Below are 13,329 nucleotides of genomic sequence, written 5' to 3' on the forward strand. Positions count from 1 at the left end.
GACCCCGGCCGGCACCCGCCAGGCCGGCGCGGGCACGCCGGCGGCCCGGCACATGCCCGCGAGCAGCTCGGCGACCGGCCGCGGCTCCCCGTTCGTGATCACGTAGGAATTGCCGTGCACGGCGTCGGCCTGCTCGAGGGCGGCCGCGATGGCCGAGGCGGCGTTGTCGATGTAGGTGGTGTCGATCAGGGCGGCGCCGTGGCCGAGCAGCGGGAGGCGTCCGGCCCGGGCACGCTCGACGATGCGGGCCACGAGCTGCGTGTCGCCGGGCCCCCAGACCAGGTGCGGACGCACCGCGACCACGCGCAGCTCGGCCGAGTCCGCGGCCAGCGCGAGGAGTTCGGCCTCGGCCTTGGTGCGGGCGTAGGGTCCGCGGGCGCGGGCCGGGTCGGCCGGTTCGGCGCCGCTGCCGACTATGGATGCCCCGGCGTGGGCCACCGAGGGCGACGACACGAAGACGAAACGGGCGACGCCGGCATCCGTGGCCGCAGCCAGCAGGGTGCGCGTGCCGCCCACATTCACGGCGGCGAAGTCGGCCGGGCTGCCGGCGAGGGACACCTTTGCGGCCAGGTGCACGACCGCGTCCATTCCGGCGACGGCGCGCCGGGCCTCGGCAGGCTCGGTGACCGAGCCGAGCACGTCGGTCACGCCGGGCACGCCCGAGGGGCGGCGCTGGAAGGCGCGCACCTCGTGCCCGGCGGCCGCGATCTCCGCCGCGACGGCCCGGCCGAGGAAGCCGCTCGCCCCGGTGACGAGCACCCTCACGGCAGCACCGTCGGCAGCGAGCGCGTCACGGTCGGGACATCCGTGCGCCGGAGAGGATGCCGCCGGCCCAGCGGCCCAGACGGCTGCGGTCGATCTTCGAGTTGTGACGGATGTCCGTCGGCAGGTGCGGCACCACCAGCACCGCGGCCAGCGGCAGCCCCGCGGCGGCGCGCACGGCGGCGGCCAGCTCGGGGTCAGCCAGGGCGACCCGGCGGACGGGCAGGACGGTCTCGACCACGACGACCACCTGCTGGGTGCCGGCCGGCCCGATCCCGACGACGGCGGCCCGTTCCACCGCGGCGACGGACTCGACGCGCTGCTCGGGCCCGACCGGGGTGAGCACACCGGCCGCCGTGGTGATCACGTGCGGCAGGCGCCCCTCCACCCAGAGGCGTCCGGCGGAGTCGAGGTGCCCGACGTCGCCCGTGCGGTGCCAGCGTTCCCCAGGCACGGCGCCGCGGCGGGCGGCCCGGTCGGTCAGCCACAGGCGGTCGTAGTGGTCCTCGACGTGCGGGGCGGAAACCACGATCTCCCCGGTGATCCCGGCCGCCTCGGAGAGCTCGCCGGTGGCGTTGCCCTGGGCGTCGAGGGCGCTCGTGCGGATGCGCGTGGTCGCCGTCGCGCGGCCCACGCAGACGCCGCCGGGGCCGGCCGGGGCATCCGTCACCGCGATGGCGGACCACGCCGAGGAGTCCGGCGACGAGGCCGCCGCCGTCGAGCCCGCTGCGGCCATCGCCTCGCGGATGCCGTCGAGCGTGATGTCGGCCATCAGCAGCCCCTCGGTCATGCCGTAGGGCGTGTGCGCGGAGGCCGCCGGCATCAGCCGGGCCGCCGCGGCGAGCAGTGGCTCGGACACCGGTGCGCCGGCGGAGAGGAAGCTCCGCACGCCGGCGAGGCTGACGTGGTCGGCGGCGGTGAGGCTGCCTGCGGTGGCGACGACGTTGGCCAGCGCCGCCGGCGACAGGAACACCACGGTCGCGTCGATGGCGGCGACCGCGGCGGCGACGGATGCGGCGGTCAGGGTCTTCGGTTTCGTCACGTCCATGTCGGGGGTCACCGAGCGGGCGCCGAGTGCCGGGCCGAGCAGCGCGAACGGGGCGAAGCCGGCCACCAGGCCGGTGCCGCGGCCGACGCCGTACTGGGCGAACAGCGCGTGGCTGACCGCCGCGAGCTGGCTGTGCGTGTAGACGACACCCTTGGCCGGGCCGGTCGAGCCGGAGGTGAACAGCACGGCGGCCGTGTCGCCGGGTTCCGGCGGCGGCGGCAGCTCCTCGTCCGCGCCGAGCGCGATCAGTTCGGCCAGGGTGGCGGAGATGTCGAGGGCACGCATTGCGGCGCGGGGAAACCGGGCCACGGAGATCTTCCGGCCGGGCCAGTCGAGCACCCGGGCGGCGAGCAGCCCGGCGGCGGCTCCGATCACGTGATCGGGGCGCGCGCCGCGCACGGCGCGGGTCAGCCCGCGCAGGCCGAGGCCGGCATCCGCCACCACGACGACCGCGCCGATCCGCACGCAGGCGTAGAGCACCGCGGTCAGGTCGGCGCCGGGCGGGATGAGCAACGAGATGCGGTCACCCTTCCGAACGCCCAAGCGGTCGAGGCCGCAGGCGAGCTGCCGCACCCGCCGGGACAGCAGCCGCCAGCTGACGACGCGGGGAGCGCCGCCGCCGAGTGGAGCCATGTCGATCAGCGCGGTCTCGTCGCTGTTCTGCAGGTCGTCGAGGTAGTGCCAGAGCGGATGCCGCTCGCTGGCCGCCCAGCCGCCCGCACCCTCGCCGCCTCTCGCGCCGCGCGAGTGTGCCCGTTCCGGTCGTGAGTGACCCGCGGAACGGGCACTCTCGACCGGAACGGGCACCTGAGCGGGCACCTGATCGGCAGGGGCACCGGCACCAGCAGCACCGGCGGCTGGGGCAGCAGCACCGGCACCGGCGCCGGCGGCTGGGGCAGCGGCAGCAGCACCGGCACCGGCGGCACCGGCGGCAGGCACCGCGCGGTCGCCGAGCCAGGTCAGTGCGGCGGCGGCGTAGTCGACGTCCTCCATGACGAGGTGCNGCGGCGGCGTAGTCGACGTCCTCCATGACGAGGTGCCCGGCCCCCTCGAAGCGGTGCACGTCCGCGTGCGGCAGGCGGTCCAGCAGGTCGTCGAGGTAGCGATCGCTGAAGATCGGGTCGGTCGGGCCCCAGAGCATCAGGGCAGGCACGCCAAGGTCGCGGATGCCGCCGGAGATCCGGGCGAGTTCGGCCGCGCTCTCGTGGGCTTCGTGCACCGGGATGTCGGCGACGAACGCCCCGATCCCGCCGCGGCGGTCCGCGCCGCGGTAGGGCGCGCGGTAGCCCTGTTTGACCGCGGCCGGGAGTGGCGGATGCGCGAGCGCCAGCGTCGTCTCCAGGAACGCGGGCGTGGCCACGGTGCCGGAGCCGAGCACGCTGCTCCGCAGGGCCAGCCGCAGCGGGGCCGGCACGGGCGCGTCCTCCGGCTGGTGCACGGCCGTGTTCAGCAGCATGACACCGGCGAGCAGCTCCGGATGGTCGACGGCCCAGCCGAGCGAGATCGAGCCGCCCCAGTCGTGACCGAAGGTGACCACAGGGCCGACAAGGCCGAGGGTGTCGGTCAGCTCGGCCAGGTCCCGCACGCGCGTGGCGAGCGGGCGCGGGGCCCCCGCCCGCTCGGAGAACCCCATCTCGAGTTGGTCGACGGCGATCACGCGCCAGGCCTCTGAACCGTTCGCGGCCGCATCCGTCGCCGCGGTGACGAACTCGCGCCACAGGTAGGACCAGGTCGGATTGCCGTGCACGCAGAGCACGGTGCCCACCGGGGTGACGCCCAGTTCGGCGAGGCGCTCCCCGTTGTCGAGCAGGTGCCAGGTGCGGGTGACCGGATGCCCGGAGGCGGGCGACACGACCGGCACCAACCGCGAGAACGCGGCATCGAGGCCCGCCAGCCCGGCCGGCGGCAGGGACGCGGGCGCCGGCGTCGCGGCGGCGCGCGGGAGGCGGTAGGACACGGGGCTGGAGCCGCGGTTCACCAGGCGAGTTCCATCATGGCCGTGTTGAGGCCGCTGCCGACGCCCATCAGCAGCACCCGGTCGCCCTTCGTGAGCCGGGAGGCTTCCTCGGCGAGGGTGATCGGGATCGACGCGGGCCCCACATTGCCGTACAGCGGGTAGGTGAGCGGAACCCGGCTGCGGTCCAGCCCGGTCGCCTTCACGATCGCGTTGGTGTGCACGTCCGACACCTGGTGCAGGATGTACCGGTCCATGCCCGACCAGTTCCAGTCGCGTTTGGCCTCGGTCCAGGCCGAGACGACGAGCTCCATGCCGCCCTTGAGCAACGCCTTGGCGTCGGTGAACATGCCGTCGACGCTGCCGACGCAGAGGCCGTTGAACTCGGTGGCGGCGCGGGTCACGCCGCCGAGGATGCGGTGGCCTTCCGGATGCAGGTCGGCCCGCCCGAGCACGGCCGCGGCCGCGCCGGAGCCGAGCGTCAGGCTCGCAAACTCGCTCATGAAGTCCTTGCGGTTGATATCCGGGCGGCCGAGGCGCTCGATCGTGTTGGTCTGGATCTGGTCGGCGTCCTCCCCGTCGATGATCACGGCGTACTGCACCTGGCCGGAGTCGATCAGCTGGGCGGCCAGGGTCATGCCGTTGACAAAACCGAGGCAGGCGTTCGCGATGTCGAAGTTCGTGGCCGAGGAGGGCAGGCCGAGTCCGTGGTGGATGCGCACGGCCACCGAGGGCTCGAGGTGCTTGCGGGTCACCGAGGTGTTGATCATCAGACCGACCTGGCCCGGCTCGATGCCGGCGGCGGCCAGGGCGCGCTTGCCGGCCGTGACGGCCGCGTCGTCGAAGGCCTGGCCGGGAGCCCAGTTGCGGCGCTCGTTCACGCCGGCCACCCGCTGGAGCAGACCGCTGGGCAGTCTCAGCCGTGCGAGGGCCGGCTGCAGGCGCCGATCGATGTCCACCGAGGTCGTGATCTGCGGGGCCAGCTCGCTCGCCACCGACAGCAGGGCGACGTTCCGGTGTGTCGTCGTTGCGTTACCGTCCAACTGTGGATCCCCTGTCGAATTGCAGCAGTGGGCAGTCAGGCCCCCGTCATTGTGCACCAGAAGCCTGATTGTTGTCCGCACACCTGCTGTGAGCAGCCGACCGCCGACTGCGGCCACCAAAGTCCCATTTTAGTCGTCTGGCCCGCCGCAGGCGCACGGGCCGCAGCACGGGCCTCGGCCCGGCCGCAGCCCGGCCGCTAGATCAGCCCGTCGGAGAGGGTACTCGGATTGCCGAAGCGGTGCGCGGTGATCGAGATCGCCTGCTCGCGCAAAAACGGGAGAAGCTCGACCCGGCCGGCCTGGGTCACGGGGTGCGCGTACACCGCGATGTCCGGGCTGCCGCCGAGCGCGTGGGCCAGACGGGAGGCCTCCGCATTCGCCCCCTGCAGGCGGTCCCCGCCGATCAGGCGCACCCGGCTGGTGCGGATGCCGCCGGTCTGGGCCCGCTCCAGCCATTCGTCGTCGCTCTCGACCGCGACCGCGATCTCACGTTCGGCGAGCACATTGCGCACCATCGGCGGAACCGGGATGGCGCTGGAGACCTCGAACCGCGCCGTCGACAGGGTCGCGGCGATGATCACCCGCAGCAGGTCGGAGAGAGTGCCGGACTCGGTCAGCCGCACGGTGACGGGGAGCGGGCGGTAGCGGAACAGGTTGCGTTCGAGACCGAGGTCAGAGACGTCCTTCACGGCGCCGAACTCCTCCCGCCAGGCCAGCGCGTCGCTCAGCGCCGACCGGCGCAGCACGTCGAAGTCCGCGTAGTCGAGCACGGTCTGCGCCGCCTCGATCAGGTCGGTGACGGCCTCGTCGAGGCCGCGCAGGTGCAGCGTCGAGCTGTTGCGGCCGGGTTCGCTCACCCAGCTGCCGAACCCGTACAGGTAGTTCGGCCCGCCGGCCTTGGTGCCCGGGCCCACGGCCGAGCGCTTCCAGCCGCCGAAGGGTTGGCGCTGCACGATCGCGCCGGTGATGCCGCGGTTCACGTAGAGGTTTCCGGCCTCGATCGTGTCCAGCCATTCGGCGAGCTCGGCCGGGTCGAGCGAGTGCAGCCCCGAGGTGAGGCCGTAGTCGACCGCGTTCTGGAAACGGATGGCCTCCGCCAGGGTGCGGGCGTGCATCACTCCGAGCACGGGCCCGAAAAATTCGGTCAGGTGCACGTAGGATCCGGGCAGCACCCCGGTGCGGATGCCGGGCGACCAGAGCGCGCCGGACTCGTCGAGCTGCTGGGGCTCGACCAGCCACTTCTCACCGACGCCCAGCGTGGTGAGGGCGTGCAGCAGCTTGCCCTCGGCCGGTTCGATGATGGGGCCCATTTGGGTGACCGGGTCGGCCGGGCGCCCGACCCGCAGGGACGTCGCGGCATCCGTCAGCTGGCTGATGAAGCGCTCCGACTTGGCGACCGATCCGACCAGGATGACCAGGCTCGCGGCCGAGCACTTCTGCCCGGCGTGCCCGAAGGCGCTCTTGATGACATCGGCTGCGGCGAGGTCGAGGTCGGCGGAGGGAGTGACGATGATGGCGTTCTTGCCGCTCGTCTCGGCCAGGAGGGGTAGGTCCTCGCGGAAGCTGCGGAACAGCTGCGCGGTCTCGTAGCCCCCGGTCAGGATGACCCGGTCGACGGCCGGGTGCGAGATCAGGCGGGTGCCCAGCTCCCGGTCCGCGAGGTCCACCAGCACCAGCAGGTCGCGCGGCACGCCGGCCTCCCACAGCGCCTCGACCATGACGGCACCGGAGCGCTGGGCGAGCTTGGCGGGCTTGACGATGACGCCGGAGCCGGCGGCGAGGGCGGCGAGAACGCCGCCGGCCGAGATGGCGACCGGGAAGTTCCACGGCGGGGTGACCACGGTCAGCTTCGAGGGCACGAAGATGGCGCCCTGCACGGCGTCGAGGTCGCGGGCGCGTTCGGCGTAGTAGTGGGCGAAGTCGATCGCCTCGCTGACCTCAGGGTCACCCTCGGCGATGGTCTTCCCGGTTTCGGCGGCCATCACCTCGATCAGGCGGTCGCGGTTCGCGGCGAGCGCGAGGCCGGCCCGGTGCAGCACGGCGGCGCGCTCAGCGCCGGTGCGCTGGCCCCAGGCGGCGCCGCTGGCCGCGGCGGTCTCGATCAGGCGGTCCAGCTCGGCCCGGTCACCGACCCGGGCGTCACGGATGGCGTCCACGCCGAGCGTGGAGGTCTCGACCCGGCTCAGGATGCGACGGCCCCAGTCCCGGTTCGCGGGCAGGGACGGGTCCGTGTCGGGTTCGTTGTGGAAACCGGTGTGCGGCAGGCTCGCGATCGAGCCGCGGGTGAGCCCGAGCACGGCCGCGGTGAGCCCGATGCCGGACTCGTCCCCGGACTCGTCGTCGAATTCGTCGCCGCCGCCGGGCAACCCGCCGTCGTGGTCGGCCGCGTCGAGCTGGGCGGCCTGGGTGCGGTCCTGGCGGCGGTTCGGCTGCGGGACGACCAGGTCGAGGCCGTCGAGTGAGGCCAGGAACCGCTCCTTCTCGCGGTCGAAGAGCTGCGGGGAACTCGTCAACTCGAACACCGCCGACATGAAGTTGTCCTGGCTGGCGTTCTCCTCGAGACGGCGGATCAGGTAGCTGATGGCCACGTCGAATTCGGCCGGGTTCACCACGGGCGTGTAGAGCAGGAGGCGGCCGACGTCCTTGCGGACCGCCTCGGCCTGGCTGGTGGCCATGCCGAGCAGCATCTCGAACTCGACCCGGTCGTCCACGCCGCGCTTCGTGGCGAGGAGGTGGGCCCACGCCACGTCGAAGAGGTTATGACCGGCGACGCCGATCTTGACGGCATCCGTGTTCTGCGGGGTGAACGCCCAGTCGAGCACGCGCTTGTAGTTCGTGTCGCTGTCCTGCTTGGTGGAATAGGTCGCCAGCGGCCAGTCGTGCACGGCCGAGTCGACGTGCTCCATGGCCAGGTTGGCGCCCTTGACGACCCGCACCTTGATCGGCGCTCCGCCCGCGGCCCGGCGACCCTGTGCCCAGTGGGTCAGCCCCTGCAGCGCCCCGAGTGCGTCGGGCAGGTAGGCCTGCAACACGATGCCGGCCTCCAGGTGCAGCAGCTGGGGCTGGTCGAGGATGCGCTCGAACACCGCGATGGTGAGGTCGAGGTCGCGGTATTCCTCCATGTCGAGGTTGATGAACTTGGCCCCGGTGGCCCGGCCTCCTCCGGTGGCCCCGCCTGTCGAGACCCCCGCGGCCAGCTCGTACAGCGGGGTCAGTCGCTCCACGACCCGATCGACGGCCTCGTCGAACGACCACATCGACAGCTGGCTGGCGATAGAGGAGACCTTGATCGAGACGTAGTCCACGTCGTCGCGGGCGAGCAGGGAGCGGGTCCCCTCAAGGCGGCGCAGCGCCTCCTTCTCCCCGAGCACGGCCTCGCCGAGAAGGTTGATGTTGAGCCGGTTGCCGGACTCGCGCAGGTGCGCGATCGCCGGGCCGAGCTTCTCGGGCGTGGCGTCCACGACCAGGTGCCCGACCATCTGACGCAACACCTTGCGCGCCGCGGGGATGACCACCCAGGGCAGCACCGGGCCGAGCACGCCGCCGAGACCGATGGCCCCGCGCATGTAGGAGGGCAGGAAGCCGGGCGCCTGCCGGGCGACCTTCGCCAGGTTGTAGCCGGCGACCATGAGGTCCTCCGGGCGCATGACGCCGTCGACGAAGCCCACCGTGAAGTCGAGCCCGTTCGGGTCTTTCAGCACGCCGGCGAGGCGCTGGGCCGACACGTCGGCGGGGATCGTGGCGCTGTCGGCGAGCCACTTCTGCACGAGGGCGACCACATCGGCGCTGAAATCGTGCTGCACGGATGGAGTGGAGTTGGTCATGGTCACGAGGCTAGTTCTTTCGTTCACGGCGGACGGCTGATTTCAGTGTGTGGTTTTCGTTCCTTTAGCAAAAGCGAATCTTTATGATCGATATTGATTAGCATTTATGATCAATAGGGAGTCAATCGAGGAGGGTGACGGATGCTGGATGTGCGCCGACTGCGCCTGCTGCGCGAGCTCAAGATCCGCGGCACCCTGGCCGGGGTCGCCGAGGCCCTCGCCTACAGCCCGTCCGCCGTGTCGCAGCAGCTCTCGCTGCTCGAGAAAGAGGCCGGCGTCCCGCTGCTGCAGAAGGTCGGGCGCCGGGTGCGGCTCACCCCGCAGGCCGAGGTACTCGTGCTGCACACGACCTACCTGCTCGAGCGGCTGGAACTGGCGGAGGCGGAGATGACCGCGTCGCTGACGACCGTCTCCGGCACCGTGCGCGTGGCCCTGTTCCAGTCCGCGGCGCACGCCCTCATCCCCCGGGCCCTCACGCTCCTCGCCGAGGAGTTCCCCGAGCTGCGGGTCGAGGTCACCGAGCGCGAGCCGGAGCGCGGCCTGTTCGAGGTCTCCGCGCGCGATTTCGACCTCGTGCTCGCCGAGCAGTATCCCGGGCACACCCGGGCGCGCTGGCCCGATCTCGACCGGGTGAACCTGGCGACGGATGCGCTCCGGCTGGCCGTTCCACCCCCGCGCCGCGGCCGCGGCCCGACCGCGTCGCTCGCCGAAGCCGCCGACCTGCCCTGGGTGATGGAGCCGGAGGGCACCGCCGCGCGGCACTGGGCAACCCAGCTCTGCCGGTCGGCCGGATTCGAGCCCGACGTGCGGTTCGAGACCGCCGACCTGATCGCGCACATCCGTCTGATCGAATCGGGCACCGCCGTCGGCATCCTGCCGGACCTGATCTGGGCCGGGCAGACGCCCACGGTGCGCGGTGTCGAACTGCCCGGGAGCCCGCTGCGCACCGTGTTCTCCTCCGCCCGGTGCTCCAGCGCCAGACGGCCGGGCGTGCTCGCCGTGCGCGACGCCCTGGCCCGCGCCGTGGACCTGGTCGCCGCCCCGGCGAAAGGTTGACCTTCCCCGGTTTTGATCGTTGAATGGGCGCGTCCGGCGACCCGCGCCGACACCCGCGAACGGAGCCCCACCCATGCCCAAGCCAATCACCCTGCTCGCGTTCGCCGCCGTCGCCCTCGCGTTGGGTCTGGCCGGATGCGCTGCCGGTGCCGGTGCCGGCAGCGCGGACGTGACGGGCACCTGGGGCACCCCCGACGCCACGGGCACGCCCGGCCTGGAGTTGAAAGACGACGAGTCCGTGACCGGGACCGACGGCTGCAACCGGCTGGTCGGCACCTGGTCGATGAACGGCGACACCATCGAGTTCGGCACGTTCGCGTCGACCCTGATGGCCTGCGAGGGCGTGGACACCTGGCTGAACGGGGCCAGCACCGCCACCGTGGACGGGTCGACCATGACCATCCAAGACGACGGCGGGGACGAGATCGGCACACTCCAACGCACGAACTGACCCCGCCGGGCCGGCGCATGAGTAGTGTCGGTGCATGAGCGAACCCACACACGATGTCGTGATCGTCGGCGGCGGACACAACGGCCTGACCGCCGCCGCCTATCTGGCCCTGGCCGGCAAGAGCGTGCTCCTGCTCGAGCGGGAGGAGCAGGTCGGCGGCGCGGCCATCTCGGCCCAGGCGTTCCCCGGCGTCGATGCGCGGCTCTCGCGCTACTCCTACCTGGTCAGCCTGCTGCCGCAGCGGATCATCGACGAGCTCGGGCTCGAGATCGAGCTGGCACGCCGCCGCTACTCCTCGTACACCCCCGACCCGGCCGACACCCGCTCGGGACTCCTGGTCGACCGCGGTGACGAGCCGGCCACCCGCGGCAGCTTCGACCGGGTCGGTGCGGCCGCCGACTTCCCGGCCTGGAACGCCTTCTACCGCGACACGGAGAGCACCGCCCGGGCGCTCTTCCCCACGGTCTGCGAACCGCTGCCCACGCGCTCCGAGGCGAAGGCCCTGCTCGGTGACGACGTGATCTGGGAGCAGTTCTTCGAGCGGCCGCTCGGCGGCGCGCTCCGTGATCGCTTCCAGAACGACCTCGTGCGCGGGGTGGTCGCCACCGACGGCCTGATCGGCACCTTCACGTCGTTGGACAGTCCGGAGCTCGACGCGAACCGTTGCTTCCTTTACCACGTCATCGGCAACGGCACCGGGGATTGGGACGTGCCGGTGGGCGGCATGGGCGCCGTCTCCAGCGAGCTGGAGAAGGCCGCCCGGCAGGCCGGCGCCCGGATCGTGACGGAGGCGGAGGTCATGGGCGTCACGCCGGAGGGCGAGGTGCGCTACCGGCACGGCGGAGCCCAGCATGTCGTTCAGGGTGCGCACGTGCTGGCCAACGTGGCCCCGTGGGTGTTGCGAGGCCTCCTCGACGAGGCCGCGCCGGCATCCGTGCGCCCCGAAGCCGGAGCGGGCGCCGGGGCGGGCGCCAAACCGGAGGGCGCGCAGGTCAAGGTGAACCTGCTGCTCCGCCGGCTGCCGCTGCTGCGTGACACGTCCGTCTCCCCCGAGGCCGCGTTCGGCGGCACCTTCCACATCAACGAGACGCTGACCCAGTTGGAGAGCGCCTATGATCAGGCGGCCCACGACGGCCTCCCCGAGCTGCTGCCCTGCGAGATCTACTGCCACTCGCTCAGCGACCCGAGCATCCTCTCCCCCGAGCTCGTCGCCGCCGGCGCGCAGACCCTCACGGTGTTTGCTCTGCACGCCCCGCACCGCTGGCTCACCGAGGAGAACAACGACGAGATGCGCGACCGGCTCCAGGCCGCCGTTCTCGCGTCGCTGGATTCCGTACTGGCCGAGCCCATCGAGACCCTGCTGCTGACGGATGCCGCGGGTCGGCCCTGCATCGAGACGAAGACCACGCTCGACCTGGAGCACGCCCTCAACCTGCCCGGCGGCAACATCTTCCACGGCCCGCTGGAGTGGCCGTTCCTCGAGGACGACGAGCCGCGATCCACCGCGGCCGAGCGCTGGGGGGTGGCGACGCGGCATCCGCGAATCCTGGTCTGCGGGGCCGGTGCCCGGCGCGGCGGCGGCGTCAGCGGAATCGGCGGACACAACGCGGCGATGGCGGTGCTCGAGGGGTAGGCGGCGGGCCGGGACGGAGGGCGTGGCTGCTGGCCCCGGCCCGGAGAAGGGCATAGTTTTGTCGTGAGGCCCGTGCCTCACTCACCGTGGAGGTTCGCATGTCATTCAAGCCAACCGGACGCCTCGCCTATCGCGAAGACGGCCTGTACTTCATGCTCGACCGGCTCTTCACCGCGTCGAAGGAAGACGTGTGGGCGAGCGTGAGCAGGTCCGCCGGTCTCCACGGCTGGATCGGAACCTACACGGGCGCTCCCGAGACCGGCGCCGTGCGGTTCAAGCTGGACGAACCGGATGCCGAGTGGGAGTACGTGAGCATCATCAAGTGCATCCCGCCGAAGCGGTTCACCGCCGACATCGGTGAAGGCGACGCCTCTCGTCACGTGATCCTGCACCTCGTCGAGGGAGCCGGGATGACCACCCTCACGTTCGGCCAGCGCCTGCACTCCGCCGCGGAGGCCGCCAGAGTCGGCCCGTTCTGGGACCACTACTTCGACCGCCTCGTTGCGGCGCGCACGGGCCAGCCCCTGCCCGACCGGACCCACTACCAGCCGCACGTGGAGTACTACAGCGAGCTGATCCCACCGAAGAAGGCCACCGAGCCCACCACCTAGCGGGGCCGCTCCCGGAAGACTCGGGAGGGTCAGAGCCGCAGCCGAATTCGTTCGGGCTGGGGCGGACTTGCCGCAGGGCATCGGACCCACAAGACGCGGCGGTTGGATTTCGCGCGGCGCCCGCTCAGCTCCAGTGACTGGGGGCGGCGGCGCGGGTGGCGGGCATGGCGACATCCGTGCTCCAGTCCAGCAGCCAGGCCGGCACGGTCACGTCGTCGGGCACCGCGCCCACGGCGTCGACGAGCTCATCGATCCCGACGACTCCTCCGCTGCGCTTGAGGAACCGGCCGCGGATGAACCCCTGCGCGTAGATCTCCGGGATGCCGTCGGCGTCCGGCCGCACGAACCGCTGTTCGACGTAGACGGCCTTCGCGTCGAAGCCCAGAATGCGCGACTCCACCGTGAATTTCTGGCCGAGGGTCAGCGACTTGCGAAAACTGATCGTCTCCGACACCACCACCGGGTACCAGCCGCGCTTCTGGAAGATGGCCCAGATACCGGTGCGGTGCAGCATGTCGAAGCGGGCGATGTCCATGATCGACAGGTACACGCCGTTGTTCATATGCCGCAGGATGTCCTGATCGGTCGGCAGAGTGACGAACCGGGTGCCGGCCACGTCGTAGTGGCCGAGGCGCGGCCCGAAGCGGGACAGAACAGAATGCAGGAGGGTGCGCCAGAGCATATGCATCCTGAGATGCTAGCCACCGGTGGCCCCGGGGGCGCATCGGCTGTCGCGAGCCACAAGCATCCGGCCCCACATGCCCGGAACCTGCACGATTGCCACAGCAGACGCCCCACATGCCTCGGTGTACCCGTTCCGGTCGAGCGTGCCCGTTCCGCGGGTCACTCTCGGCACGAGGGCGGCACGGCTCCGCGGCCGCTAGGCGGCAGGGAGCGCCGCGGGCCGCTCCGCTACCGCCACGGCCGCCACAGCCGCCGCGGCGGCC

10 protein-coding genes are annotated in these 13,329 nt (G+C 72.0%); 4 read left to right on the forward strand and 6 right to left on the reverse strand.

Features of this window, described 5'->3' with window-relative positions; genetic code table 11:
- The 5 genes from E3O67_RS03900 to E3O67_RS03920 all read right to left on the reverse strand — a co-directional run.
- Positions 1-765 (reverse strand): NAD(P)-dependent oxidoreductase (locus E3O67_RS03900; RefSeq protein ID WP_135101928.1); only part of this gene is annotated, 765 nt, incomplete at its 3' end.
- 25 nt (positions 766-790) lie between these two features.
- Positions 791-2,443: an AMP-binding protein gene (locus tag E3O67_RS17715; RefSeq protein ID WP_167726468.1), complete on the reverse strand. Its 1,653-nt coding sequence runs from the start codon at positions 2,441-2,443 to the stop codon at positions 791-793.
- Positions 2,334-3,788 carry an alpha/beta fold hydrolase gene (locus E3O67_RS17720; protein ID WP_370260041.1) on the reverse strand — a complete coding sequence of 485 codons (1,455 nt, stop codon included), beginning with the start codon at positions 3,786-3,788 and terminating at the stop codon, positions 2,334-2,336. Before E3O67_RS17720 ends, E3O67_RS17715 begins: the two co-directional genes overlap by 110 nt.
- Positions 3,785-4,807 carry a 3-oxoacyl-ACP synthase III gene (locus tag E3O67_RS03915; protein ID WP_135101932.1) on the reverse strand — a complete coding sequence of 341 codons (1,023 nt, stop codon included), beginning with the start codon at positions 4,805-4,807 and terminating at the stop codon, positions 3,785-3,787. The genes E3O67_RS17720 and E3O67_RS03915 overlap by 4 nt, the downstream gene beginning before the upstream one ends.
- A gap of 197 nt (positions 4,808-5,004) precedes the next feature.
- Positions 5,005-8,631, reverse strand: coding sequence for a bifunctional proline dehydrogenase/L-glutamate gamma-semialdehyde dehydrogenase (locus E3O67_RS03920; RefSeq protein WP_135101934.1), 3,627 nt, complete (start codon positions 8,629-8,631; stop codon positions 5,005-5,007).
- Positions 8,632-8,772: 141 nt separating this feature from the next.
- Here E3O67_RS03920 and E3O67_RS03925 point away from each other — a divergent pair, with 141 nt between their 5' ends.
- The 4 genes from E3O67_RS03925 to E3O67_RS03940 all read left to right on the forward strand — a co-directional run bounded on the left by E3O67_RS03925 (position 8,773) and on the right by E3O67_RS03940 (position 12,382).
- The gene (locus E3O67_RS03925) at positions 8,773-9,687 is read left to right on the forward strand and encodes a LysR family transcriptional regulator (protein ID WP_134428410.1); all 915 of its coding nucleotides are present in this window, start codon (positions 8,773-8,775) and stop codon (positions 9,685-9,687) included.
- Positions 9,688-9,760: 73 nt separating this feature from the next.
- Positions 9,761-10,138 (forward strand): META domain-containing protein, encoded by a 378-nt coding sequence (locus E3O67_RS03930; RefSeq protein WP_134428412.1) that lies wholly within the window; start codon positions 9,761-9,763, stop codon positions 10,136-10,138.
- 34 nt (positions 10,139-10,172) lie between these two features.
- Complete coding sequence (locus E3O67_RS03935) at positions 10,173-11,771, forward strand: NAD(P)/FAD-dependent oxidoreductase (RefSeq protein WP_135101936.1); 1,599 nt, start codon at positions 10,173-10,175, stop codon at positions 11,769-11,771.
- Positions 11,772-11,869: 98 nt separating this feature from the next.
- A complete protein-coding gene (locus E3O67_RS03940; RefSeq protein ID WP_135101938.1) occupies positions 11,870-12,382 on the forward strand; it encodes an SRPBCC domain-containing protein in 513 nt (170 codons plus the stop codon).
- A 124-nt stretch (positions 12,383-12,506) separates the two neighbouring features.
- On the opposite strand, the gene E3O67_RS03945 is transcribed toward E3O67_RS03940, so the two are convergent.
- Entirely contained in the window at positions 12,507-13,070 is a 564-nt protein-coding gene (locus E3O67_RS03945; RefSeq protein WP_134428418.1) for a thioesterase family protein, read from the reverse strand.
- Positions 13,071-13,329 lie beyond the last annotated feature (259 nt).

Origin of the sequence: Cryobacterium sp. TMT3-29-2, from assembly GCF_004564305.1 — a bacterium.
Taxonomy (GTDB): Bacteria; Actinomycetota; Actinomycetes; order Actinomycetales; family Microbacteriaceae; genus Cryobacterium; species Cryobacterium sinapicolor.